Genomic DNA, 24,620 nt, shown 5'->3' on the forward strand with positions numbered 1-24,620 from the left:
GTTTAAGCAAAATTATCAATAATCATTTCCGGCACCTCACCCTCAACAATCAATTTCCCTGCAGTTGCATTCTTTATTTCCTCAACACTTACCCCGGGAGCACGTTCCAGTAATTTAAAACCGCCAGAAGGCAATACTTCAAGCACGCCCAACTCTGTCACTATTTTTTTAACGCAGTTTACACCCGTAAGCGGCAAAGTACACTTGGGCAATAATTTAGATTCACCGGCCTTGTTTACGTGCTGCATCGCTACAATAATATTCTCTGCCGATGCCACAAGGTCCATCGCACCACCCATGCCTTTTACCATTTTGCCTGGTATCTTCCAGTTGGCAATATCTCCGTTTTCGGAAACTTCCATTGCGCCAAGGATAGTGAGGTTCACTTTTTTAGCCCTGATCATCCCAAAACTCATAGCCGAATCAAATATGGCTGATCCCGGCAGTATGGTAATGGTTTGCTTACCCGCATTAATTGTGTCTGCATCCTCCTCACCTTCAAATGGGAATGGCCCCATACCCAGCAATCCATTTTCTGATTGCAGTACTACATCTATTCCTTCCGGAATGTAATTTGCTACCAATGTTGGTATACCTATACCAAGATTAACATAATAGCCATCTTTTATTTCTTTAGCAATCCGCTTTGCTATACCTTCTTTATCAAGCATATTTCTATAAATAATGTCATCACGAGAGGAACGACAAAGCAATCGCAGATTTACAGAGCGGCTCTGTATATGCGATTGCCACGCTACCGTTCGCAATGACAAAGAGTTATTTTTTTCTTACAGTTCGCTGTTCTATTCTTTTTTCATAAGCGTTGCCCTGGAATATCCTGTGTACATATATTCCAGGGGTATGAATATGATCAGGGTCTAATTCGCCCGGTTCAACTAATTCTTCTACTTCGGCAATGGTTATTTTTCCAGCCATTGCCATTATTGGGTTAAAATTACGGGCTGTATGCCGGTAAACAAGGTTACCCATTGTGTCCCCTTTCCATGCTTTTACGATAGCAAAATCTGCATTAAAAGCCAATTCCATCAGGTAATCCTTACCATTGAAATTTCGAATTTCCTTTCCTTCGGCTACTTCCGTTCCAATACCTGCAGGAGTAAAAATAGCGGGCATCCCATATCCGGCAGCCATACAGCGGGTAGCTAAAGTCCCTTGTGGTATCAATTCAACTTCCAGTTCGCCGCTCAATAGCTGTCTTTCAAATTCAGCATTTTCGCCTACGTAGGATGAGATCATTTTTTTTACCTGGTGTTGTTTCAGCATCAACCCGATGCCAAAATCATCAACCCCGGCATTGTTTGAAATACAGGTGAGGTCCTTTGCACCTTTCTTCACCAGGGCGGCAATACAATTCTCTGGTAAACCGCACAAACCAAAACCGCCAAGCATTAGGGTCATGCCATCCATAACATCCTGGATGGCTTCATCAGCATCTCTAACAACTTTGTTCATATGTATAATTGGTTGGGGTAAAATTAAATACGATTTTGGGATTTTATGGATTTATAGGGTTTTTTATTGTCACTATTAAAAGCATCCTGGAAGTCTCACACACTTCAATATTAAGCTGGTCTCCAAAAATCAAAGCGTTAATTAAAATGATTGTCTCCTAACAAAGTATCCTATTAATCCATCAAATCTTATAATCGTGTCACCATTTTATATGCTGATCGATAAATGCGATCAGATCGTCGGCCATGGCCTGCTGCTCCTTTTTGCTTGGATGACCGGGCGTATTCTTGTATGGAAAGAAATGGATGAAAATGTTTTTATCACCTATTTCTGTTACAGCTTTTTGTACATATCCCGGCCATGGAGAACCTTCTTTTACTGCATCCATGCTTCCTAACGTACAAATGATATGTGCTTTGGGATATTTACTTCTGATATTTTTTACAAAGTCTTTGTAAGCTTTGACGATCTGATCCTCTGTAGGCGCTTTAGTACCAAACTTAGCTTTGAACTGATCGTTATCGGGCAATTTAGTGATCCATACGTCATTCTGAAAAATATTGATCACTACTAAATTAGGCGTATATTTTGAAAAATCCCATTTAAGATCGCCATCAGTTGGGTCCTGGCGATTATACATATCCGGCATCACCATCGGGAACCAGCTTACCAGCATACCGATTCCGGTTCTTGATATATTAGACAGTTCGGCATCATAGTGTCTTGCTATTATGCTTGGATAACTTAGGTAACCGTTCTCAAAAGGCGCTGTGCCTCTATCCTGCCCTGTAGTATCTTCTAGTGCATAACCACAACTAATGGAATTTCCATAAAACTCTATTTTGCGTTTTTGTGAAGTCGGCGGTGATAACACAGTACTATTCTTATCTAACGAAAACTGGTAAAACCATGTTTTACCCATAGCCCATTCTGTACGTTTAAATAATTCGAGTGTATGATTTCCCTGGGGCAAGCCTGAGACCAATGTATATTCTTTTTGAATGCTATCAGGCTGGAGAACAGAAACTACCTTTCCATCAACGATAACATTAAAATAGTCAGACCCGTGTTCATCTTTTAGTGTTGCTTTAGCTCCCGTTCCGTTAAAGTTTATTTTAATAGATGACGCTATCCATGAAATTTCTGCTGCTTCATCAAGCATCACAACCCTGCCAGAGTAACGAATATGCGTATCATGGCTTTTGATAACTATGTTTTGGGCACAGGAATTGAGACTTGCTATAATAAACAGCAATGTGAAAAGGCAATTATTTCTCATATCAGGTGATCTTAGGTTATTTCAAATATACATAAGTAATCCCATCTCCGCCCCTGTCCGCATGCTCGTCTTCCATCCGGCTTACCGCATCATATTTTTTCAAGTAATCGCGTATCAATTTACGCAAAATACCATCACCTTTTCCATGTAAGATCTTCAAATTATTAAAGCCCATCATCAATGCCCTATCGAGCATTTTTTCTATCTCATATAGGGCTTCATCACCACGTTTACCACGCACGTCTATCTCGGGACTAAAACTGGCATAATCATTTGTTTGTGAACTAAAGCTCTTCCTGATTTCTTTAGGAACTTCTTTTTTGGATACCTTTTGCACCCTGCTTTTCTTAGCGACTGTCCGCAAATCACCAATGGCAATAATCAGATTATCCTTTGCAATTTCAATTATTTGTCCTGTAGTTTCCGAATCATTCAGTTTCACCCAATCACCAGGCTTCAGTTCGTTATCGACAATTGTTGGCTTAACTACCTCTGGCCTTATCGTGTTTTTCTGTAATTCTTTGCTCAGGTTATCACGCAGCTGACGCGTTTTTTCTTTATCCGCATTATTGCTTTTTATATCAGCTATAGTATTTTCAACCAGCTTATTCGCGTTCAGGATGATATTTTTAGCTTCCTGTTTAGCGTCCCGGATAAGTGCCTTTTTATTTTCTTCGAGATAGCTCTTCAGCTTTTCATTTTCAGCAAGCAAATCACTAACTCTTTTTTGCTGCTTATCAAGTTTTAACCTGGTATCAAAAATTTCCTTTTTTTCACGCTCCAGGTCAACCAGTAGTGTATCAACCTTTTTCTGGTTGACACCTATTTTATTTTTAGCGAGATTAATCACTTGTTGGGGCAGACCTATTTTCTGTGCGATTTCAAAAGCATAAGAGCTGCCAGGTTTACCTACTTCTAAAATATAAAGTGGGCGCATCTCTACATTATCAAACAGCATCGAAGCATTCTCAATGCCGGGTGTATTACTTGCGAAAATCTTCAGATTAGAATAATGGGTGGTAACCACGCCTTTCACTTTTTTATGATTGAGCGTTTCGAGTACGGCTTCGGCAATTGGGCCGCCGAATTGCGGATCGGTGCCGGTACCAAATTCATCAATCAATACCAGCGTTTTCCCGTTTGCCATCTCCACAAAATTTTTCATTTTGGATAAATGGGCGCTGTAAGTACTCAAGTCGCTTTCGATGGATTGATCATCACCGATATCAACAAATATTTGCTTAAACACACCTACCATGCTGTTATCTGATGCCGGTATCAATAACCCTGCCTGCGCCATCATTTGTAGCAGGCCAACCGTTTTCATGCAAACCGACTTACCCCCTGCATTAGGCCCCGATACAACGACCATCCGCGTATCTTCATCAATAGTGATATTAAGCGGAACAACGGATTTCTTTTCTGCTTTAAAACTCAGCAACAAAAGCGGGTGACAGGCATTTAATAATTTTATCTTAGCCTCATTTACCAAGCCAGGCATTTCGGCCTCAATATCAATGGCAAATAATGCTTTTGCCCGTACAAAATCCAGCTTGGTCAATAAGCTGTGGTACGATAACAAAAGTGGCACATAAGGCCGCAGCTCATCAGTTAAGGCTGTCAATATTTTTACGATCTCACGACGGCGCTCAAATTCCAGGTCGCGAATGCGGTTATTCAGGGTGAATACCTCTTCAGGTTCAATATAAACCGTTTGACCAGATGAAGATTCATCATGTATAAAGCCTTTAAGCTTACGTTTATTTTCAGCTAAAAGTGGAATACACAGACGTCCGTCCCTTATAGTTAATGATCCGTCTGCTGTCCATCCATTACTTGCAGCATTTTTAAATATCTGGTCAATTTTTTTCCGGGCTTCCTGTTCAGCTTTTGCAATACCCGATGTAAGTTCAGCCAAGTCGCGTGATGCATTAGGTTTTATCTTCCCTTTTTGGTCAATCACCAGTTCGATCTTTTTTATGATCGATCTCTCAATAGGAAGATGTTCAAACAATGCTTCAAGATTAGGATACTGCCCCTCACGTTCGTTAAAATAAGCAATCACTGCAAATACGGTAGACAATGATGACTGAACCTGGAAAAACTCTTCCTCGGTTAAAAAAGCACCTTCTATTTTTGCTTTATTGGCAAGTGACTTGATATCGAAGAAATGATGTATAGGCAATGCCTCATCATTTTGCAGTATGTTCTTAAATTCATTGGCCTGGCTCAAAAATTTGTGGATCTGGTCGTAATTATTCATTACCTGTATCCTATCAACCATTTGCTGGCCCATAACACTCAGGCAGTGTACTTTTATCAGCTCTTTTATTTCGGTGAAACCAAGCTTATCAACACTATGGGACGGGTACAACATGTCTTTTTGGTTTGCGCTGATTAAAGTTTTGTTTAGGATTTTGTAAAGCCGGTTGTGGTGGGGATACAGGATGCTTTGGCGCTGTTTTAGGCAAATTATTGAGCGAATCGTTCCTTCTTTTATAATCCTTCTGCATCTGTAGCTGATTGATCTTATTTATTGAATCGCTTTTTTGTTTCAGATTGGTAGTGATCTGCTCATAAATCGACGCCAATAAATCAGGATGAGCAGAATAGTATTTAAAGCTCTTTCTGAATTCAACCGAATCTGTATGATATTTTTTAAATATGACCAGGTATTTAGCTGTACCATATTTGTACAATGTATCAGGCATTTGCATCGTGTTATACATGCTGCCGTCCGCTATATGAATTTCAGTTAACAGACCAGTCATTCGTTCCTGGTTAATGATGTCACCGGGGGATTTACTCCCTTTACAGGCTATTAGAAAAATCAATACTGAGAAAAACAGTTTATTATATTTATGCATTCTGTAATTTAGCGGCATTATTATTAAGCAAAACTACGGATAAATGAGCATTGCAGATAACATCAAAAGCTTAAAAAACGAAACTAACCCGATAAAAGTACAACTGATAGCAGTATCCAAAACCAAGCCGGCCGAGGAAATAATGGAAGCTTACGATGCAGGACAGCGCCTATTTGGCGAGAATATGGTGCAGGAACTGGTTGATAAATATGAAAAACTGCCAAAAGATATTAAATGGCATCTTATAGGGCATCTGCAAAGCAATAAGGTAAAATACATCGCTCCTTTCATCAGCATGATACAATCTGTAGACAGTTTAAAGCTTTTAGAGGAGATCAATAAACACGCTGAAAAAAATAATCGGGTAATAGATTGCCTGTTACAGATATACATTGCAGATGAAGAGACTAAATACGGTTTAGGTTTTGATGAAGTTATTGAACTATTACGATCTGATGAATATACTGGTTTAAGCCATATAAGGATCAGAGGCCTGATGGGAATAGCAACCAATACAGATACTGAAAAACAGATAAAAGACGAGTTTTACGAGCTTAAAACCTTTTTTGACGGGATAAAACAAAGCTATTTCCGTCAGGACCCAACATTTGACGTATTATCAATGGGGATGTCGTCAGATTATAAAATAGCTATTGAGCAAGGCAGTAATATGGTACGTTTAGGCAGTACAATTTTTGGACAAAGAATAATAAAACATTGGAAAAACAATTAACCCCTGATATGAATTTAAGAGTAGCTGTTAAAGAAGATTGTCCGCGCCTGCTTGATCTTGTACATGAACTGGCCCTTTTTGAAAAAGCCCCCGAAGAAGTAACTGTGACGCTTGATGAATTTGAGGAAGCGGGCTTCGGGAACAAACCGGTATGGAAAGCATTTGTTGTTGAATCAGACGGGGTAATTGTTGGGTTTGCATTATATTATATTCGCTATTCAACCTGGAAAGGCTGTCGCATGTATTTGGAAGATTTGATCGTAACAGAAAGCTGGCGTGGCAAAGGAGTTGGGAAATTGCTTTTCGACAGGCTGATACAAGAGGCACGCGAACTCGGCTTTAACGGCATGACCTGGCAAGTGCTCGACTGGAACGAACCTGCCATCAATTTTTACAAAAAATATGAGGCAGCAATTGATGCCGGCTGGCTTAATGCTTCGTTATCTAAACAACAAATATTAAGTTGATCTTATGCACCGTAAAAGTGTAATACTATTAGTAATTGCCTGTACACTGGTTGCATGTAACTGGGGAGCACGCGATACAGAAAAACCGGCGATTACTACTGATACACTTAAATACACCTATAAGATCATTGAACGAAAGTCTGCAGATTGCAGCAATAAAAAAGATAGCGGATGTATTGTTGCTAAAATAAAATACCCGGTATTTATTGGTCAAAAATTATTAAATGATACCATAAGCCATCAACTATTAACACAATTTGGCATCGCAGATAAACCTGATAATAGCCTGGAGCAATTAGCCGATGACTTTTTAAAATCTGGGCGGGACTTTAGGCTGAATACAAATACCGAAGTTATCCGGCAAGACTCCAGCATTCTGGTAATGGAATTATCAGGCTATAGATTTCTTGGTGGGGCTCGCGGATATGCTCTAACAAGCTTTATTAACTGGAATACAAAAGCAGGTAAAAAAATAGAGTTAAAAGATATTTTTATAGATGGCTATGCTAAGAATTTAAACAGTGTAGCCGAAAGAATATTTAGAAAGCAGGAAAAATTAAGTGATAGTGCTGCGCTTAAACCCAACTATCTTTTTCCGGAAGGTAAGTTTACGCTTAACAACAATTTCCTGATTACCCCAATCGGTATCCGCTTTTTATATAATCAATATGAGATAAAACCTTATCCGGCAGGTGAGACAAATATATTGATTCCTTATTCACAGATTGAATCATTACTAAGGCCCAACACGGTCGTAACCCAATATCATAAATAATGGTTGTTTTTAAATTTGGAGGCGCATCGGTAAAGGATGCTGCGGGAGTTATTAATCTTTCTAATATTGTTAAGAAATACCAAGGTCAAAAGCTATTGATCGTAGTTTCTGCGATGGGGAAAACCACTAATGCGCTTGAAAAACTAACAAAAGCTTATGTAGACCAAACCGATGACCTGCATAATATTTATGCTGAAATTAAGAATTATCATTATGATATTTTAGAAGGCTTATTTGAGCCCGCTCATCCAATTTTCGATGAAATTGCGAATACCTTTGTTGAGATCGACTGGACGATAGAAGATGAACCTCACGAAGACTATGATTTTATCTATGATCAGATCGTATCCATTGGGGAAATTGTCTCTACCCGTATTGTTGCAGCCTATCTAAATAAGTGTGAAATAAAAACACAATGGCTTGATGTGCGCGGATACATCCATACAGATAACAACTATCGTGAAGGAAATGTGTACTGGGATAAGACAAAAGCAAGCATTAGTCAGGGTATCCCAGCTTTGCTGGATAAAGGCGTTGTTGTAACCCAGGGATTTTTGGGTGGCACCTCAGAAAATTTTACTACTACACTTGGCCGGGAAGGCTCTGATTATACTGCTTCAATTTTCGCATCATGTCTTAATGCTGAGTCTGTAACCACATGGAAAGATGTACCCGGAATTTTAAACGCTGATCCTAAATTTTTTGCTGATACCGTTAAGTTTGATGAATTATCCTACACAGATGCTATTGAAATGACCTATTACGGCGCTACCGTTATCCACCCTAAAACCATAAAACCATTACAGAATGATAAAATACCTTTACTGGTAAAATCATTTAATGATCCGGCAGCAGCGGGGACAATAATAAAAGAAACAGCAATTACTTCTTTTGAAAAACCTGTAATCATCCTAAAACAAAATCAAGCTTTGCTTTCAATATCAGCCAAAGATTACTCCTTCATATCAGAAGACCATTTGAGTGATATTTTCAAAATGTTCGCACAAAATCATGTTAAAGTAAATGTAATGCAAACTTCAGCTTTAAGTTTTTCTGTTTGTTTCGATTTAATCCAGGAGCGCTTTGATAAACTCCTGGCTATGCTTAACCTGGATTTTAAAGTAAAATATAATAGTAATCTTACCTTAATTACGGTTAGGCATTATAAACAGGATGCTTTAAAAGAATTAATTGAAGATAAACTGGTATTGTTAGAGCAGATCAGCAGAAATACAGCACAGGTGGTGGTAAAGTAATTAATAAGCCTTGTTTAACCGAAAAGCATTAAACAAATTCCTCCCGCCAGAGCTGCTATTAATGTATTCAGGAAATTTACTGCATTATTGTTTAAGTAATGTTTTCGCTCTAATAGTGCGCCCAAAACAGAATCAGACAAGTTGCCCAATGTACCCGCAATGATGATGAATAGCACCCGGATATCCCACCCAAATCCAATTGCATAAATCAATGCAATTACTGCTGAACCGATTATACCGATTACAGTCCCCTCAATACTTATTACTCCATCTAAACCCCTTTCCTCTATTCTTAGAGTGATGATATTGAAAAATCTTCTGCCATAGATTATACCCAATTCGGAAGATAAAGTATCTGCCATAGCTGATGCCAGGCTGGCTGCCATCATTAATCTTAGCAATTCAGTTTTTTCAGGTAGAAAAAATACCAGCATACCCATTATTGCAGCAACACCGCCATTCGCTATTACCTGTCCTGAATTTCTTTTAACAGATTGGTCTTTTATGGATTTAGCCTGTTGTTTTTCATCCTTTTTCCAGGAGGTAGCGATCGTACCGAGAACAAAAAATGCTGCCAGCATGGATAGTCCGGTGTAGCCGGCTCCGCTAAAGATCATTATCGCGACCACTCCCCCTATTATAGCGCCAATAAGGGTTAGCTTCCCTGTTTTTACACTAATGATAATGATTGCTGATAGTAATAGAAACAATAGAAGATAATAATACACAGTCATTATTGGATGAAGAGGCGATTAAATTTATAAACTAAAGCATAATTTATATCCTTATCAAATTTTAGCAGGTTTATAGAATTAAAATTTATTTTACATTTGTATCAAATTTATAACGATGAAAAGAACCAGTATTTTTATTATTATCATAGGCGTAGCTATTACCATTGCATGCCTTGTTTATTTCAAGCCAATGCTTAACCCTGTTGATTCTGATACTATGACTGTTACATCTCACGGTGTAAAAACGTCTGAATGGCCTCTATTCATTGGCCTGCTGACTACCTTCGTAGGTGTGTGCTTCTATTTTATCGGCGCTTCTGAAGATAAAAAAGCCAAAAAATAATTACATTAAATTTTCTTTTTCTTTTAAGGGATATATCGGTTAAACGGATATATCCCTTTCTTTTTTATCATTATCAGTCGCAGTGTTCACGTTCACGACACACATGAACACCCGCGATCACTTTATGAACGCTTGATTATCAGCGCATTGCATTTTGCACACTACTGACAAAATAGTGTCACCAAAATTTTAAACCCAGGGTATTATACAACTCCATCTACCCCTCTCTCATTTCATATCGGCGTTTGAGATGGTTTGATACCAGGTTCTAATCATATTATTGAATATTTAATTGAAATTGGAATTTTCCAGGGTGTTTTAAATAAAAGAAACAGCATCCGGCTAACCACAACAGATGGTCCGCTAAACAAAGCAAAAACGGTCTTTAAAACAAAGCGACGGTTTTAATAAGGCCTTAATTTTGGCATAAATTAAATACAACTATTTATGTCATTACAATCATTCAGAATTTTAGGCCGTTCGGGTTTACGGGTAAGCTCGTTATGTTTAGGGGCCATGACCTTTGGCGAAGATTGGGGCTGGGGCGCCAGCGTTGATGAAACAACGCGTATCATCAATACTTACATTGAGCAGGGCGGCAATTTTATCGATACTGCTAACATTTACACCAATAACCATTCCGAGCGGATTATTGGTGATGTGGTTGGTAAAAACTCATCCCTCAGGACGCAGATGGTGATTGCTACCAAGTTTGCCAATAATGTTTTCCCGGGTAACCCAAATACGGGAGGCACGGGTAACAAATCATTGATAACCAACCTGGAGGATTCTTTAAGGCGTTTGCAGACTGATTATATCGACCTGTACTGGATCCATTCATGGGATTTTTCGACACCAATGGAAGAGACTATGCGCTCGCTGGATAATGCGGTAAAAAGCGGTAAAGTGCGTTATATCGGCGTCAGTGATGCCCCTGCCTGGAAGATAGCACAGGCGCAAACTGCCGCGTGGTTTAAGGACTGGACACCGTTTATTGGTTTGCAGATAGAATATTCGTTATTGCAAAGAACCGTTGAAGATGAGCTGATCCCAATGGCGCGCGAACTCGGACTGGGCATTACGCCATGGTCACCGCTAAAAGGTGGTTTGTTATCCGGAAAATATAACCGGGCGAATAACGGCAACGCTGATGGCAGGCTAAAAACCAGGAATGCCGATATGCAATTAACCGAAAAGCAACTCGAGATCATTGATGAACTGCAACGCATAGCCGGAATACATCACACAACACCTGCCGCGGTCGCTTTATCATGGGTAAACAATAAACCCGGCGTTACTTCTACTATAATCGGTGTTAGATCGGTAAAACAACTGGAAGATAATATTAAAGCAACTAATTTACTGTTATCAGCCGATGAGATAACATCACTTGACAAGCTGTCTGCGCCGCCGCCAACTTTCCTGTCGGATTATAAAGATCTCATCGCGTCCATGCAGCATGGCGGTATGGAGATCAACGGTTTTAAACCAGAAGCGCTTCCATTGCTAAAGAATATACAGCCGGGTCAATATTGATGCGTACATTTGTTTTATGATCACGCACACTACCCAAGTAGTTTCAAAGGCTGATATTTTTCTCACCTGCTCGGAGGAGAAATATTACAGCAGCGATTTCATCGTACCAAAGAATACGCTGATCAGGTTATTATCGGGCGAGATGGTCATCATTATGCCCGATAAAACTTTAACCATTAGTGCAGGCGACACCATCTTTTTCCCACGGTTGGAACTGGCAAAAGTGAGAAAGCATCCAAAAGATAGTCAGCCATATAAATCGGTAGCCATTTATTTTACACCAGAAGGTATACAGCAATATTTTGTCAGGCATCATCTGAAACCGGGGTACACAGGCAAAAAAACAGGGATAAAAGAATTGAATAGCCACCCGTTACTTGATAGTTTGTTCAATTCGCTGCTTCCTTATTTCAACCTGGAAAACGAACTACCGGAAACCATCGCCGAAAACAAAGTGGATGAGGCCATCTCGATATTAAAAGAACTGGATACGGATGTTTTCAACCTCTTAGGCCATTTTGAGGAACCGGGCAAGATCAATCTACGATCCTTTATGGAGAAAAACTTCATGTTCAATATGACGATGGATAAGTTTGGCTACCTCACCGGTCGTAGCCTTACCACTTTTAAGCGTGATTTCAAAAAGGTTTTTGATATGACGCCGCAAAAATGGCTCACCCAAAGGCGGCTGGAACTGGCACACTATCAATTAACAGAACGGAATCGCAAAGCCAGCGACATTTACCTGGAAGTGGGATTTGAAAACCTGTCTCATTTTTCCCTTGCATTCAAAAAGCAATACGGGCATGCCCCCAGCCGAATACTGGCCTGACACTGGATTGGCGCAAATTCCCTGTTTTTTGTCGTGAATGGGTACTGTTATGCCGGAGGTAATCAGGACTAAACTACAATATATCAATATCCCCCGCCTGTTCAAGCGTGACACGCTTGAACAGGCGGGGCAGAATCAGCTTTATATTATTGATTATTCACCATAGATAAATCTTACCAAATTTTCATCATCTTCGAGTGATCTCGTAAAGATTGGCTCGGCAAACATCATCAGCTTATTGGTTATATCGAGATACTTAGCAAAAGTCTCGTGAGCGATATCATCAGGTATTTCCCAATCATCCCCATAATCCACATAGAAACCACGATTCTTAAGTTGATTGGCATCGTTTAAAAGCGTGATTAAAATACCTACATCCTTTTCGTCAATCTCTCCCAACTTCAACACCTTATTCATGTAATAGGCTTTTTGTTGAAAGTTGTTCTCATGATTGCCGTCGAAATAATAGTCGAAGAAATGAAGATCGTAATCATCAAAACTGCCTTTGGTTAAGGCCATCAAGAAATCTTTGATATTTGAATGTTTAAAATAGTGATTAGCAAAGAGTTTTTCTTTTTTCTTATGGTCAATAAAGTGCCGGTCTGTATTTAGGAAAATAAGTATTAAACCTTTAATTAATTCTTCAGCGCCCAAAACTAAGTGCGAGACTGCAAATCCATAGCTTTTAGTTTCGGCTAGGGTTTTACTAGTGGCGATATGTTTAACACCATTTTCATAAGCATAACAAGCTCCCCCAATAAAATCACAGTCTAGCCAATACCCATCTATTTGTTCAGGGGTTTCTAAAACTTTAGTTCCTCGCTTCATAATTTTATTCATTTTTCTCAACCCGTGGCTTTGGCTTCTTCTTTTTCGACTTTTTATATTCGCTGTAAGCCTTATCAATCTCTGGCATCATCAACCGGTATCCCTCCCAAAACGCATCTGTTCTTGTTATTTTTAAACTGGAAATGATCTCTGTGTTTTCGTTAACTTTAGGATCGTCCTTTACAACAAGGTAACCCTTTTGTCCGGTGTCAGGGGTATGACCAGGAACGATATGCACTTTATATTCCTTGATTTCATCACCGAATAAGGCCCAAAATACTGGATTAGGTGGGGAAGCGGGCCTTTGTTCCTTTATTTTTACTAAATAAGTACTTTTATGGATATCATCCTCATTCCATCTTCGTCCCCAATTATCACTGCTAAAGGCAGACTGATTCCGGTGAATAGCAAGTAATATATCTTCCTGCCCACTTTCGATATCATCAGTTAATTCATAATCTTCAAAGTGCACAGCAAAATCCCTAATTAATTCATATTGTTCATAATCGCTATCAAAACTAACTGAGACGGTTTGGTGTAAATCAACAATGTATACCGGATTGTCTATTTTGTGTTGCTTAATTGTGTTCAACAACAATTTGATGTGATCTTTATTATACAGGGTCAGGTTGATCGAAAGAATAAGCATGGTAAACCAAAGTTAAATTTTTATTTTTGACAAAAAGAACGTAATTATATCAATGAATGCCCATCTCGGCCACAATAAAATCATTTCACCCTCACCCCCCCGCCCAGTCAAGCGTTCCGCTTGACTGTAAACAATTTGAGCGTCCACGCTCAAGTAACTCATGTTTACCCCCGGATCAATCCTTCCAAAAGCAACTTGCTAAGTTGGATAACCATATAGAAGAATTTAAAAGTGACAAGTCGGTTTATATCTTTTTTAATTGTGGTTTCATCTTTGTAAAAAACTCTAGATAATCATTTTCGTACTCTGCTTTTGTTATTCTTGAGAAGCCACAATTTTCCATACAAATTCTTAAGTAGTTTATAAACGTAGTTCCATTAGGCTCATTTAAAAACAAACTATCAATGCTTGGTTGCTTCGTTAATTGAATTGAATAAGGTAGGCCACCGCTAATATTGTCTTTATGCAAATAATCTGCGGCTAATTCCAAATAAGGTAATTGAGAGTGATCATCTTCAAGTATTTCATTTAAATATTCTTTCCAGCCATCGTCTGAAACGTAATCAACAATATCATCAAGGCTGTTAATTTGTATTGGATCGGCACATTTCCAAAACATGTCTGGCCGGTTTTCATAATCCCAGGCAAAGTTGCATGAGCCTACAATTTTATAGAATAATTTTAAGGATAAAGGTATTCGTCCAATATCGTTGGTAGCATTATCAAGTTTAACGAGTAATTCGTCAGTATCAGGCAACGGGCGCAATAAAGGTCTTTCAAAATTGAATCGGAATTCTGTCTTAAATGCATAATTGATATTGTTTAATTCTGAAAGAATAATTTGGAGATTAAAAGCAACTCTGTTAAAGGTTTCCGTCAATAAACTTTGTACATCATCAAAGTATTTATCGCTAAAAGCTTCTTGCCCTAAATTGTAAATATCAGAATAAACAGACCTGCTATCTTCTCCATTTATATAGCGATTGTAAAATGTCATAATGTTACTAAGATAGCATAATGAGGATTTGTCAAAAACAAAAAGCACTTCTCATTTTAATGAAAGGCGTTTAGGTCTTTATCGTACGAATCTCGAACCGATTTATAGTTCATTTACGGCGCATAACACATATCTAATGGATAACTGCATTAATAAGGAAATTTCATATTTGGATATTTTTTCTTAAGTCTATTTATCTCATCCATTTTTATGTAATCATTCGTGGAGTCATACACGTTATCTCTTCCAAAAAACAGGTGATCATGATGAAAGTAAAATAAACACCAATTCAGGGTCTTGTCAAAGACAATAACGTCGTTGCTAAAAAATAGATCTGGCGCATACTTAACAATCATTTTCCATGTTGTAAGAATACTATCATCTCCTAATAAAAAAACTTCACTTCTAAACGGTATTTCTCTATTATACAACCATTTTTTCAATCCGCCCTCATCACTCATATTTGTGAAATGTTCAACTGATTTGAAATTATTTTTGCTAAATGGGTCATCATTATTAGCAATAAGTTTCGCTGCATTTAAAAAATCATATAAAAATCCAGTAGCGGTCTTGTCAAGAAAGGTAATTTGATCTTTATGCTCCGTCGGTAGCCTGTCAAAATCTTCAGCAAATGAACCCCAGCGACCAGATGTTTCAATCTGATACTGCTTAATATTTTCAATATCTATCATTCCTAAAATTACATTTTTAGAATTTAACTTAATAGAAAAGCATTTAAACCGTTCTGTTGAGTAATTGGTTGAAATGGGTGGTTTCTCAAAAATGGTTCTTTAAATGATAATATCTGTTTGTTAGGCTCTCGATTTACTAAGCAGTTTAAAAGACATTCTTCGAGTTTCTCAACATTTTTATGGTTTCGCGACAAAATACCCTTTCATATTCTGTCGGGGTAGAAAATCAAAATTTCTTTCCTGAAATTATTAGACCAAATATTACCGTTGAAATTGTATTTTTTTTTGATTTCACTCTTCTCTGACTTCATTAAGTATGCGTAGTTCTGTTCCAAAATCAATGCTGATTTATGATCTCGTAATTCTTTAAATTCTTCAATTACTTCTAAGATTCTGTCGTAATCTAGAGTAAATGGGGCGAAATAACTACTCCCAGACAATAATCCATCCTTTCTTTTTACTAGTGGATGATTCTTGTATTTTCCTGATGAATCTATTCTATTGAACTGATCAATCGCTTTTTTGGAAGGGAGCCCAAAAGCGTAATTGCTTATTATTGAGTTTAGTGAAGCATATTCTGCCTTTTCTATTTCGTTCTGTGTATAATAATTATAGGCTAATAGTGTCCAAGAGTCAGTATATTCGGCAAATAACTCAATTGATTCTTCTAATGCCTGAATAGCATCTTCGGTTTTACCATTCTTCGTTAAGACTCTAGACTTGTTGTATAGGTTCAAAAAAAATCTCTTATCACTTAAGTTTATGAAAGGAATAGGTTGTTCTTGCTCAATATAATACCATTCTAAAAATGAGTCAAGGTTTGGAAATTCGGGCACTAACAACGACTCCTCATGAAGTTTATGACATACTATTGGTTCTTCACCTTCTTTCCCTACTGCCCAATATAAACCGTAATTATCTCCGGCACCGTCATTTCCTTCTCTAATTTCAATAAACCCAATTGGAGGAAAAACAGAGAAATCATTTGGCTTCTCAATGGTTATTTTGTCAATATTATCTGGTAGTTTCATTCTGGATAAGAATAGCGTTAAGGAATAGGTTATATCAAATTCTATAATTTTTAATATTTAAATATAAGTAATGTGTTTCTATAAAGTGGGGGAGCATATAAAAAAGCACTAACAAATCGCTTTAAACATAAAAAGCGACTCTTTTCAGAACTAATTTCAAAATCCGGGTCCCTAATGGTACAAATCCCGAACCGGTCAAACCATGACTACTACGGTATGCTCACTACAAATAGGACAGCCACCACCTGCGGTGCGTGCGTTTATAATTACCATACCATTTACATGGGAAATAAAATGCAGCCACCACAAATAGCCAAAAAAGATAGACGGCCCATAAAGGGAAACCAAAGCCTTGTGCCTGCCACACAAACGGATTTCCATCCGATTTGAACGGAAGACCCTTCAATCCGATCAATAAAATATTGATAACCCTAAGCAAGCATAAATGCCCGATAAAATAGACGTAGGGCACATTACCATACACTTCAAAGAAAGCGGTTACCCTGTTATTGAACTTTTCTGCAAGTGCCAGCAGGAGCATGACCGGCCCCAGTGTCATCGAGAAAAAGAGCAGTGAGGGCGTTTGTTTTGTTGTGTTGAGAAAAGACAATAACGTATGGACCGCATTCCGCTGCACCGCCCAGGGAGCCGGTTCGCCATAATGATTGGCCAACCGCACCAGGATAAACAGGCCGATGAATGATAAACCGCAAACCAACAATACTTTTTGTCTTTTCTTAGGGTCGGCCCCGGTTTGATACAGTTTGCCAAAAACGTAGCCCAGCAGCAGAGCACCCGTCCAGGGTATGACCGCGTACAATTCGGCGATCGCACGGTTGGGGCTTAGCGGTATGATGGCGCCCCTGGCGGTCAGAAAAATAGTGCTTAAGACACCTACTATACCATTTTCGGGAAGCCGCACGTAATCCAATGCATTGTGACCAAATAGAATGAGTAATGCTATTGCAGCGATCACCGCCCGCGGCGCACGGATGAGCAGCGCCAGGATGATCATCCCAAATCCAATGACCCATAGCACTTCCAGCACAAGCATGTGGTACTGCAGATCAAAGCTAAACAGTAAGCTGATGATCAGCAGGTCCGACAAGATGAGCCAGGCCCCTCTTTTGAGCAGGAAGCGACTGAGTTCCTTTTTTGTTCTGCGCTGCCCTGCCAGGAATGCCGACACCCCACTGAGGAAGACGAACGTCGGCGCACAGTAATGCGTGATCCAGCGGGTGAAAAACAGGATCACTGTTGTGGAATGCATGTTCGTCGGCGAGGGCCCTGCATAATGCAGGAAGTCGCGCGAATGGTCAAGCGTCATGATAACCATGATTAGGCCGCGAATAATGTCGATGGCATGGATGCGTTCTTTCATCAGTTCGGTTCAGATTTTACCGCTTACAATATACAACCAAAGATGCTTTAGCCAAAGCTTGCTTGCCCGTCACAAAAGAATCAATACGCCTGCGCAAACCAAATAGCCTTCCGGGCTACCAAATGATCAATGTTTTTAATTTTTTTTCAAAAGTCACATTAACTTTCAATGTGTTTTTACATTAGTTATTAAAAGTAATAACTATTTCTCTTAACTTGCTGTCGCAATTAGTGCTGGTCCTCCGAAAGTCTGGACCAATCTGATTGAAATTATTAAACCTATTCTGATAGATAATAAAAACACAATGCCGCCATCTGATAACCCCGTCAGTAGTATGGAATGCATTGTTTTGGCCTGGTATTAAATAATTACGAGAATATAAGAATGTTGGCTGGTTCAGCTCAACAAATCAAAAATATAGTACTACTACAAGTTTCTGATTATTTTATATAAAAGTTTTATTTACTTAAATGGACCTTGCAAACAGCACCAGGAAAGCCTTAACTAACATTTTACGCTATTTTCATTTGCATTTATTTAAGCTTATTGGCGCATGTATATTACTTGCTTTCATGGGATTCTCGTGGATTAGCGTCAATACAAAACTTCCTGCTCCTGATTCAGATAACGGCGGGCTTGTTTTGCCTGGCGGATTCCAGGCATTGGTTGTTGTTGACAGTTTAAAGGGGCTGGCAAGGCATATTGCTGTTAATTCAAATGGCGATATTTATGTAAAAGCCAGGAACCATAATTTAAATGGCGGCTATGGTAATATTGCATTAAGAGATACAAATGGTGACGGTAAAGCCGATATTGTAACCCCTTTTGGTAAATATGATGGCCACACCTACGGTACAGCTATGCGGATCAATAACGGCTATCTGTATTTTAGTTCGGAGCTGATGGTTTACCGGATGCAGCTTAAACGCGGACAATTAGTACCCGATAGCAAAATGGATACGATTGTCATTGACAAACCTCCCTATCATGAACACCAGACAAAACCGATTGCTTTTGATAACAAAGGACACATTTATGTAGGCTGGGGTGCCGGGTCAAATGCCGGACAGGAAAAGAACCGCATTCCCGGTTCTCCTGGCATAGGTGATCCCGATTCGCCCGATAACAACAATCCCTGGTTAAAAGATCATGGCGGCATCTGGATGTTCGATGCTAATAAAACTAATCAGTATCAATCAGACGGAATAAAATATGCCACAGGATTAAGAAGTCTTGTCGCCATGGATTGGGATCACAAAAGCAAATCACTATATACAATTGCTCACGGCCGCGACGATTTCAGGATGATATGGCCTGATTTATATACGCCATGGCAAAGCGCTATGCAGCCCGCCGAAGAGTTTTTTAAAGTAAATCAAGGGTTTGATGGCGGCTGGCCTTATTATTATTACGATGGCGTTAAAGGCAAAAAGTTGCTTAATCCTGAGTTTGGCGGCGATCAGATCAAAGAAGGTAATGGTTCAAAACTGGCTCAGCCGCTGATGGCGTTCCCGGCGCATTTCGCACCCAACGACCTGCTGTTTTACAGAGGGAAACAGTTTCCGGCCCGTTACAAAAACGGTGCTTTTGTTGCCTTCCATGGTTCTACAGACCGGGCGCCTTATCCGCAGGCAGGCTATATTATTGTTTTTGTACCTTTTAAAAATGGGCAACCTTCCGGTCCATGGGAAGTTTTCGCGGATGGCTTTGCCAAAGTTGAACCTATTGCTAGTGTTAGTAATGCGGCATATCGCCCAATGGGTTTGGCCGAAGGCCCTGATGGCTCTTTGTATGTAAGCGATACCGAAAAGGGCAAAATTTGGCGCATTATCTATACGGGTGACAAAAAAGCGTTCGGTACAACTCAACTGGCCGCCATGGAAAAAAGAAAAATGACTGCATCCAATATCAGGACACCTGATGAAATCAAGGATAACCTGTTTAAAGATATGCCGGCAACATCTGCAGTATACAGTACTTATTGTGTAGCATGTCATCAGACAGACGGTAAAGGCGACGGAAATCGTTTCCCTCCGTTGGCGCAGTCAGAGTGGGTAAATTATAATACAACCCGGTTAATCAACGTGATACTCAATGGCCTTAAAGGCCCGGTCCAGGTAAAAGGACTTCCCTATAATGAGATAATGCCCGCGCATGGCAGCTTCCTCTCAGACGAACAGGTTGCCGAAGTGCTCACCTATATAAAATCGAATTTTAACAACTTACCCGAAATTGTAACGCCTGCACAAGTAGCAGCAGTGCGAAAAATGACAACAAAATAGATATATGATCAAAATCACCTTTAATTCAGTCTTTAAATACAAACCCTTATTATTTGCGGGTCTGTTTGCCGCTATCGCAATAAACTCAGGTGCGCAAACTGCTGATACAACCGGGCTTTTCAAATCCTCGTTGTTTACGCCGGTAAAAAGCTTCACAACCGGAGTGGAAGGGCCAGCTGTAGATAAAGACGGGAATGTGTATGCAGTTAATTTTGATCACGACGGTACAATAGGCAAAATAACACCTGATGGCAAAGCGAGCGTATTTATAGAATTGCCAAAAGGAAGTGTTGGCAACGGAATCAGGTTTGACAGCCATGGAAACATGTTGATAGCAGATTATACCGGGCACAATATCATTAAAGTGAATATGAGCACTAAACAACAAAACATTATTGCTCATAACGATGGCATGAGTCAGCCAAATGATATTGCCATTGATAATAAGGACAGGATATATGCAAGCGACCCGAACTGGAAGGCCGGAACAGGCAAGATCTGGCGTATTGATACCGACGGTAAAATGAAGGTGTTGGACAGCATGGCAACTGTTAACGGGATAGATGTAAGCCCGGATAACCATACCCTGTATGTAAATGAAAAACGTAAGATATGGGCTTATGATCTTTCATCAAAGGGAGATATCAGCAATAAGCGCCTGGTAATCGAATTCACTGATTTTGGTATGGACGGGCTGAGATGTGATATTAAAGGCAATATTTACCAGGCACGGTTTGGTAAAGGAACAATAGCCAAAGTATCACCCGACGGTAAGATAATAAAGGAAATAAGCCTTACGGGTAAGCGACCAACAAATGTTTGCTTTGGCGGTGCCGACGGCAGAACCATGTATATTACCTTACAGGACCAGGGCAACCTGGAAACTTTCAGGGTAGATGATCCAGGCCGCGAGTGGAAAATGTCAAAAAAACAGAAATAACAACATGAAACTTAAAAGAATAATAACGGGCTTTTTTTGTATAGCATTAACTGTTTTCGCCTGTTATGCGCAGGCACAGGTAAAGAAAAAGACGGCTGTAAAAAAGACTCCGGCCGCCACTGTAACTAAACCAGCTCCCCCACCGTTTGCAACAGCTTCTGAAATTGAAGACGGGAAAGCTCTTATCGCTAAGTCTGATTGCCTTGCATGCCATAAATTAGAAGATAAGCTGGTGGGGCCTGCCTATATTGCCATTGCGACAAAATACCCGCAGGATCAAAATACGGTCAATTTACTTACGCAAAAAATAGTCAATGGCGGCAATGGTGTTTGGGGAACTGTCCCCATGGCGCCGCATCCTGCTATCACGCCGGAAGATGCAAGTAAAATGATAAAATATATCCTTACATTGAATACAAAAAGTCCCGCGGTAAATTCAAAATAAGTACAGCAAACAAAAATCATACACTCAATCACTAAAACTTAAACACCATGGAAAAAAGAAGATCTGTTTTGAAGAAAATGCTGGCCACAGTGGCCGGGTTATCTGTATTCGGAATAAGCAAAGATGCACTGGCCGCGCCTTCTGAAAAGACAGTTAGCAATGTTACAACATTCCAGGACGTACCTCTATTTTCTGGTTCAACCAAATTGGGCAACCTTATTTTTGTGGCCGGTAAAGGCGCACATGTTGAGCCATTTGAAATAAAGGCACATACAGAAATAGTGTTGAAGGAGTTGGAAAAAGAACTAATAAAAGCTGGCTCCTCCATGGAAAAGGTACTTAAAGTAACTGTTTTCCTGAATGATATTGCTGATTACCAAGGCATGAACGAAGTTTACAAGGGCCGCTTCGGCAAAAATCCGCCGGTGCGCACTACTGTAGCTGTTGCTAAAGGCGGCGTACCCGGCAACTCGCTGGTTGAGATGGATTGTATGGCTTATATATAACAGCAACGAAAATGAAACGCAGAGATATTATAAAAGGTCTTGCCTTATTACCATTATCAGGTGGTTTGGTGAGTAAAGCATCCGCCTTTGAGGCTACCGCTCCTGCCCCGCCAAAAACACCCGTGCGCGACCTGTTTAAAGAACTTGGCGTAACACCGGTAATTAATGCATCGGTAACTATGACTTTTTTATCAGGGTCGTTGATGTTACCTGAGGTACTGGAGGCGATCAATTCAACCTCGCACGATTTTGCCAACATGTATGAATTGCAGGATAAAGTAGGCGCCAAAATTGCAGAAATGCTACAGGTAGAATCGGCCATGGTTACTTCTGGTGCCGCATGTGCTATATTACTAAGCACTGCCGCAGCCATTACAGGAACAGATCATGAAAAGATCAAACTGTTACCCAACTTACCTGGCCCGCGGCCCGAGGTGATCATGCAAAAAACACACAGGTACCTTTTTGATCAGGCAGTTACTACTACTGGTGCTAAAATTATCGAGGTGGAGGGCGCTGATGAAATGGAAAAAGCGATCAACGATAAAACCGTAATGGCGCTGTTCTTTAACGCAGCCGCCAAAAGCAGTATTACACATGCCGATTTTGTGGCAATTGCTAAAAAACATAATATCCCCACCCTTTTGGATGCTGCTGCAGATGTACCACCAGTAGAAAACCTGTTCAAATTTCAGAAAATAGGTTTCGACCTGGTAACTTTTTCAGGTGGTAAGATGATACGCGGGCCTCAAAGCGCAGGTCTGCTTTTTGGACGCAAGGATCTGATTACTGCCGCACGCCTCAACCACAGCCCAAATGAAGCGCCTATCGGCAGACCAATGAAGGTGAACAAGGAAGAGATGTTTGGGATGTATGCCGCTTTAAAGGCCTATTTAGAAAGGGATCATAAAAAAGAATGGGAAGATTGGCTTCAGCGTGCCAAACATATCGGCTCGCAGCTGGAAACTGTGCAAACTGTAAAAACCGAAACGGTCGTTGACCCAGGCCCGTCAAATGCGTTTCCAAGTCTGAAGGTAACCTGGGATCAGGCTAAGATCAAAATTAAGCCGGAAGAAGTATTATCAGCCTTAAAAAACGGCACACCAAGCATTGTTGCTGGGGGAAAGAAAGATCACCTGCTCATCGGCGTAGTGCTTTTGCGGCCAGACCAGGTGGATATAGTAGCTGATAAAGTAAGATCCATACTACAGCAAGCCACCTGATAACGGCAAAGCTAATATTGATAATAACCAATAAATAAGTTCAAAGTGAGAAAAAGCTGCTTATTATTATTCGTGCTGGTGAGTTTATCCGGCCAGGTATTGTTGGCACAGACTTATGATATTGTCATCAAAGGCGGTCATATTATCGATCCTAAAAATGACATTGATGCCATTATGGACATTGCTATCAGTGGTGGTAAAATAGTGTCGGTATCTAAGAACATTGATACTAAGCAGGCCATCCAGGTAGTTGATGCAAAGGGGCTTTATGTTACCCCCGGCCTGATAGATATCCATACCCATAATTTTGTTGGCACACAACCAGATCACCAGTATGAGGACGGCAACCTCGCCATTGCCCCGGACGGATTCACATTCAGAAACGGTGTTACAACTGTTGTAGATGCTGGAAGTTCAGGCTGGAGAACTTTCCCGACTTTTAAAGCACAAACCATTGACATTTCGCAAACCCGTGTGCTGGCATTTTTAAATATTGTAGGTGAAGGCATGCGGGGCACGTACGAGCAGAATCCCAATGATATGGATGCCAGGATGACCGCGATAGTCGCCAAAAAATATAAAGATATTATTGTCGGGATAAAACTGGCCCATTACACCGGCCACGACTGGACGCCAACTGACCGCGCGGTGGAAGCCGGTACACTTGCAGGTGGCATTCCCGCGATGATCGATTTTGGGGGAAGTACACCCCCGCTTTCAATTGAAGAGCTGTTTATGAAACATCTTCGCCCGGGTGATATTTTTACCCATTGTTTTGGTCAGCTGGGCAGCCGCGAATATATTGTTGATTTGCAAACCAATAAGGTAAAACCATTTGTTTATGAAGCCCGGAAACGCGGGATTATGTTTGATGTAGGCTATGGCGGTATCAGCTTCGCTTATTCGCAGGCAATACCTGCGGCCAAAGAAGGCTTTTTCCCAAATTCTATCAGCACCGATATCCATGTTGGCAGTATGAATGACGCCATGAAGGACATGCTTACCTGCATGTCGAAATTTTTGGCAATAGGGATGAGTTTGCATGATGTGATACAAGCCAGCACATCAAACCCGGCGAAGGAAATAAAGCATGAGGAATTGGGGAATCTGTCTGTAGGTGCAGTTGCCGATGTGGCTGTGCTAAATCTCCGCGAAGGTAAGTTCGGCCTATTTGATTATACCGGCTATAAAGTAGAAGCCAGCAAAAAGCTGGAATGTGAACTTACTATCCGGGCAGGTAAGATCGTTTACGACCTCAACGGCATTGTAACACCTATTTATCCGCCCAAAGTTGTTGTTGTAAATAAACAGTCAGCCCTAAACGGCGATACACATTAACCCGAAATCCAAT

25 protein-coding genes are annotated in these 24,620 nt (G+C 40.1%); 13 read left to right on the forward strand and 12 right to left on the reverse strand.

Going from position 1 to position 24,620, the window contains the following annotated elements; translation table 11 throughout:
• Positions 1 to 2: 2 nt before the first annotated feature.
• From ACPPVU_RS16925 to ACPPVU_RS16945, 5 genes are all read right to left on the reverse strand, one after another.
• Entirely contained in the window at positions 3 to 671 is a 669-nt protein-coding gene (locus tag ACPPVU_RS16925; RefSeq protein ID WP_426667708.1) for a 3-oxoacid CoA-transferase subunit B, read from the reverse strand.
• Between the two features lie 106 nt (positions 672 to 777).
• On the reverse strand, positions 778 to 1,473 hold the full coding sequence (locus ACPPVU_RS16930) for a CoA transferase subunit A (protein ID WP_426667709.1): 696 nt from the start codon (positions 1,471 to 1,473) through the stop codon (positions 778 to 780).
• Positions 1,474 to 1,672: 199 nt separating this feature from the next.
• Positions 1,673 to 2,752, reverse strand: a complete 1,080-nt coding sequence (locus ACPPVU_RS16935; RefSeq protein WP_426667710.1) for an SGNH/GDSL hydrolase family protein — start codon at positions 2,750 to 2,752, stop codon at positions 1,673 to 1,675.
• Positions 2,753 to 2,768: 16 nt separating this feature from the next.
• Entirely contained in the window at positions 2,769 to 5,129 is a 2,361-nt protein-coding gene (locus ACPPVU_RS16940; protein ID WP_426667711.1) for an endonuclease MutS2, read from the reverse strand.
• Positions 5,110 to 5,637, reverse strand: a complete 528-nt coding sequence (locus ACPPVU_RS16945; protein WP_426667712.1) for a DUF4296 domain-containing protein — start codon at positions 5,635 to 5,637, stop codon at positions 5,110 to 5,112. Before ACPPVU_RS16945 ends, ACPPVU_RS16940 begins: the two co-directional genes overlap by 20 nt.
• 25 nt (positions 5,638 to 5,662) lie before the next feature.
• Here ACPPVU_RS16945 and ACPPVU_RS16950 point away from each other — a divergent pair, with 25 nt between their 5' ends.
• The 4 genes from ACPPVU_RS16950 to ACPPVU_RS16965 are packed head-to-tail and all read left to right on the forward strand — an operon-like array spanning position 5,663 to position 8,850.
• On the forward strand, positions 5,663 to 6,352 hold the full coding sequence (locus tag ACPPVU_RS16950; protein WP_426667713.1) for a YggS family pyridoxal phosphate-dependent enzyme: 690 nt from the start codon (positions 5,663 to 5,665) through the stop codon (positions 6,350 to 6,352).
• Between the two features lie 8 nt (positions 6,353 to 6,360).
• Entirely contained in the window at positions 6,361 to 6,819 is a 459-nt protein-coding gene (locus ACPPVU_RS16955) for an N-acetyltransferase family protein (protein WP_426667714.1), read from the forward strand.
• Positions 6,820 to 6,823: 4 nt separating this feature from the next.
• Entirely contained in the window at positions 6,824 to 7,594 is a 771-nt protein-coding gene (locus ACPPVU_RS16960; protein WP_426667715.1) for a DUF3298 domain-containing protein, read from the forward strand.
• Positions 7,594 to 8,850: an aspartate kinase gene (locus tag ACPPVU_RS16965; protein WP_426667716.1), complete on the forward strand. Its 1,257-nt coding sequence runs from the start codon at positions 7,594 to 7,596 to the stop codon at positions 8,848 to 8,850. Before ACPPVU_RS16960 ends, ACPPVU_RS16965 begins: the two co-directional genes overlap by 1 nt.
• Positions 8,851 to 8,864: 14 nt before the next feature.
• Here ACPPVU_RS16965 and ACPPVU_RS16970 read toward each other — a convergent pair whose 3' ends face one another.
• Positions 8,865 to 9,584, reverse strand: a complete 720-nt coding sequence (locus ACPPVU_RS16970; protein ID WP_426667717.1) for a DUF92 domain-containing protein — start codon at positions 9,582 to 9,584, stop codon at positions 8,865 to 8,867.
• Between the two features lie 115 nt (positions 9,585 to 9,699).
• Here ACPPVU_RS16970 and ACPPVU_RS16975 point away from each other — a divergent pair, with 115 nt between their 5' ends.
• From ACPPVU_RS16975 to ACPPVU_RS16985, 3 genes are all read left to right on the forward strand, one after another.
• The gene (locus ACPPVU_RS16975) at positions 9,700 to 9,927 is read left to right on the forward strand and encodes a hypothetical protein (protein ID WP_426667718.1); all 228 of its coding nucleotides are present in this window, start codon (positions 9,700 to 9,702) and stop codon (positions 9,925 to 9,927) included.
• 447 nt (positions 9,928 to 10,374) lie between these two features.
• Positions 10,375 to 11,463, forward strand: coding sequence for an aldo/keto reductase (locus tag ACPPVU_RS16980; protein ID WP_426667719.1), 1,089 nt, complete (start codon positions 10,375 to 10,377; stop codon positions 11,461 to 11,463).
• 16 nt (positions 11,464 to 11,479) lie between these two features.
• Entirely contained in the window at positions 11,480 to 12,295 is an 816-nt protein-coding gene (locus tag ACPPVU_RS16985) for a helix-turn-helix domain-containing protein (RefSeq protein WP_426667720.1), read from the forward strand.
• A 153-nt stretch (positions 12,296 to 12,448) separates the two neighbouring features.
• Here ACPPVU_RS16985 and ACPPVU_RS16990 read toward each other — a convergent pair whose 3' ends face one another.
• The 6 genes from ACPPVU_RS16990 to ACPPVU_RS17015 all read right to left on the reverse strand — a co-directional run bounded on the left by ACPPVU_RS16990 (position 12,449) and on the right by ACPPVU_RS17015 (position 17,873).
• A complete protein-coding gene (locus ACPPVU_RS16990) occupies positions 12,449 to 13,123 on the reverse strand; it encodes an AbiV family abortive infection protein (RefSeq protein ID WP_426667721.1) in 675 nt (224 codons plus the stop codon).
• Positions 13,124 to 13,127: 4 nt separating this feature from the next.
• On the reverse strand, positions 13,128 to 13,772 hold the full coding sequence (locus tag ACPPVU_RS16995; protein ID WP_426667722.1) for a hypothetical protein: 645 nt from the start codon (positions 13,770 to 13,772) through the stop codon (positions 13,128 to 13,130).
• A gap of 244 nt (positions 13,773 to 14,016) precedes the next feature.
• Entirely contained in the window at positions 14,017 to 14,769 is a 753-nt protein-coding gene (locus ACPPVU_RS17000; protein ID WP_426667723.1) for a hypothetical protein, read from the reverse strand.
• A 149-nt stretch (positions 14,770 to 14,918) separates the two neighbouring features.
• Positions 14,919 to 15,461: a hypothetical protein gene (locus ACPPVU_RS17005; RefSeq protein WP_426667724.1), complete on the reverse strand. Its 543-nt coding sequence runs from the start codon at positions 15,459 to 15,461 to the stop codon at positions 14,919 to 14,921.
• 203 nt (positions 15,462 to 15,664) lie between these two features.
• Positions 15,665 to 16,492, reverse strand: coding sequence for a hypothetical protein (locus ACPPVU_RS17010; protein ID WP_426667725.1), 828 nt, complete (start codon positions 16,490 to 16,492; stop codon positions 15,665 to 15,667).
• Positions 16,493 to 16,715: 223 nt separating this feature from the next.
• Entirely contained in the window at positions 16,716 to 17,873 is a 1,158-nt protein-coding gene (locus tag ACPPVU_RS17015) for a DUF1624 domain-containing protein (RefSeq protein WP_426667726.1), read from the reverse strand.
• A 470-nt stretch (positions 17,874 to 18,343) separates the two neighbouring features.
• Here ACPPVU_RS17015 and ACPPVU_RS17020 point away from each other — a divergent pair, with 470 nt between their 5' ends.
• From ACPPVU_RS17020 to ACPPVU_RS17045, 6 genes are read left to right on the forward strand one after another with little or no spacing between them, the layout of a single operon-like run.
• Positions 18,344 to 20,155 (forward strand): c-type cytochrome, encoded by a 1,812-nt coding sequence (locus tag ACPPVU_RS17020; RefSeq protein WP_426667727.1) that lies wholly within the window; start codon positions 18,344 to 18,346, stop codon positions 20,153 to 20,155.
• A 4-nt stretch (positions 20,156 to 20,159) separates the two neighbouring features.
• On the forward strand, positions 20,160 to 21,095 hold the full coding sequence (locus tag ACPPVU_RS17025) for an SMP-30/gluconolactonase/LRE family protein (protein WP_426667728.1): 936 nt from the start codon (positions 20,160 to 20,162) through the stop codon (positions 21,093 to 21,095).
• Between the two features lie 4 nt (positions 21,096 to 21,099).
• Positions 21,100 to 21,540, forward strand: a complete 441-nt coding sequence (locus ACPPVU_RS17030) for a c-type cytochrome (RefSeq protein ID WP_426667729.1) — start codon at positions 21,100 to 21,102, stop codon at positions 21,538 to 21,540.
• Positions 21,541 to 21,587: 47 nt separating this feature from the next.
• Positions 21,588 to 22,046 carry a RidA family protein gene (locus ACPPVU_RS17035; protein ID WP_426667730.1) on the forward strand — a complete coding sequence of 153 codons (459 nt, stop codon included), beginning with the start codon at positions 21,588 to 21,590 and terminating at the stop codon, positions 22,044 to 22,046.
• An 11-nt stretch (positions 22,047 to 22,057) separates the two neighbouring features.
• Positions 22,058 to 23,269: an aminotransferase class V-fold PLP-dependent enzyme gene (locus ACPPVU_RS17040; RefSeq protein WP_426667731.1), complete on the forward strand. Its 1,212-nt coding sequence runs from the start codon at positions 22,058 to 22,060 to the stop codon at positions 23,267 to 23,269.
• A gap of 45 nt (positions 23,270 to 23,314) precedes the next feature.
• Positions 23,315 to 24,607, forward strand: coding sequence for an amidohydrolase/deacetylase family metallohydrolase (locus ACPPVU_RS17045; protein ID WP_426667732.1), 1,293 nt, complete (start codon positions 23,315 to 23,317; stop codon positions 24,605 to 24,607).
• Positions 24,608 to 24,620: the final 13 nt, after the last annotated feature.

The sequence above is a fragment of the Mucilaginibacter sp. McL0603 genome, assembly GCF_049992945.1.
Taxonomy (GTDB): Bacteria; Bacteroidota; Bacteroidia; order Sphingobacteriales; family Sphingobacteriaceae; genus Mucilaginibacter.

Bases quoted from the DNA above. Each gene is read 5' to 3' on its own strand.
- ACPPVU_RS16995 (WP_426667722.1), bottom strand. From the start codon at position 13,772: ATGCTTATTCTTTCGATCAACCTGACCCTGTATAATAAAGATCACATC.
- ACPPVU_RS16965 (WP_426667716.1), top strand. From the start codon at position 7,594: ATGGTTGTTTTTAAATTTGGAGGCGCATCGGTAAAGGATGCTGCGGGA.
- ACPPVU_RS17010 (WP_426667725.1), bottom strand. From the start codon at position 16,492: ATGAAACTACCAGATAATATTGACAAAATAACCATTGAGAAGCCAAAT.
- ACPPVU_RS16940 (WP_426667711.1), bottom strand. From the start codon at position 5,129: ATGTTGTACCCGTCCCATAGTGTTGATAAGCTTGGTTTCACCGAAATA.
- ACPPVU_RS16980 (WP_426667719.1), top strand. From the start codon at position 10,375: ATGTCATTACAATCATTCAGAATTTTAGGCCGTTCGGGTTTACGGGTA.
- ACPPVU_RS16960 (WP_426667715.1), top strand. From the start codon at position 6,824: ATGCACCGTAAAAGTGTAATACTATTAGTAATTGCCTGTACACTGGTT.
- ACPPVU_RS16975 (WP_426667718.1), top strand. From the start codon at position 9,700: ATGAAAAGAACCAGTATTTTTATTATTATCATAGGCGTAGCTATTACC.
- ACPPVU_RS17030 (WP_426667729.1), top strand. From the start codon at position 21,100: ATGAAACTTAAAAGAATAATAACGGGCTTTTTTTGTATAGCATTAACT.
- ACPPVU_RS16985 (WP_426667720.1), top strand. From the start codon at position 11,480: ATGATCACGCACACTACCCAAGTAGTTTCAAAGGCTGATATTTTTCTC.
- ACPPVU_RS16970 (WP_426667717.1), bottom strand. From the start codon at position 9,584: ATGACTGTGTATTATTATCTTCTATTGTTTCTATTACTATCAGCAATC.
- ACPPVU_RS16955 (WP_426667714.1), top strand. From the start codon at position 6,361: ATGAATTTAAGAGTAGCTGTTAAAGAAGATTGTCCGCGCCTGCTTGAT.
- ACPPVU_RS16945 (WP_426667712.1), bottom strand. From the start codon at position 5,637: ATGCCGCTAAATTACAGAATGCATAAATATAATAAACTGTTTTTCTCA.
- ACPPVU_RS16950 (WP_426667713.1), top strand. From the start codon at position 5,663: ATGAGCATTGCAGATAACATCAAAAGCTTAAAAAACGAAACTAACCCG.
- ACPPVU_RS16935 (WP_426667710.1), bottom strand. From the start codon at position 2,752: ATGAGAAATAATTGCCTTTTCACATTGCTGTTTATTATAGCAAGTCTC.
- ACPPVU_RS17020 (WP_426667727.1), top strand. From the start codon at position 18,344: ATGGACCTTGCAAACAGCACCAGGAAAGCCTTAACTAACATTTTACGC.
- ACPPVU_RS17000 (WP_426667723.1), bottom strand. From the start codon at position 14,769: ATGACATTTTACAATCGCTATATAAATGGAGAAGATAGCAGGTCTGTT.
- ACPPVU_RS16925 (WP_426667708.1), bottom strand. From the start codon at position 671: ATGCTTGATAAAGAAGGTATAGCAAAGCGGATTGCTAAAGAAATAAAA.
- ACPPVU_RS17015 (WP_426667726.1), bottom strand. From the start codon at position 17,873: ATGAAAGAACGCATCCATGCCATCGACATTATTCGCGGCCTAATCATG.
- ACPPVU_RS17005 (WP_426667724.1), bottom strand. From the start codon at position 15,461: ATGATAGATATTGAAAATATTAAGCAGTATCAGATTGAAACATCTGGT.
- ACPPVU_RS16990 (WP_426667721.1), bottom strand. From the start codon at position 13,123: ATGAAGCGAGGAACTAAAGTTTTAGAAACCCCTGAACAAATAGATGGG.
- ACPPVU_RS16930 (WP_426667709.1), bottom strand. From the start codon at position 1,473: ATGAACAAAGTTGTTAGAGATGCTGATGAAGCCATCCAGGATGTTATG.
- ACPPVU_RS17035 (WP_426667730.1), top strand. From the start codon at position 21,588: ATGGAAAAAAGAAGATCTGTTTTGAAGAAAATGCTGGCCACAGTGGCC.
- ACPPVU_RS17040 (WP_426667731.1), top strand. From the start codon at position 22,058: ATGAAACGCAGAGATATTATAAAAGGTCTTGCCTTATTACCATTATCA.
- ACPPVU_RS17025 (WP_426667728.1), top strand. From the start codon at position 20,160: ATGATCAAAATCACCTTTAATTCAGTCTTTAAATACAAACCCTTATTA.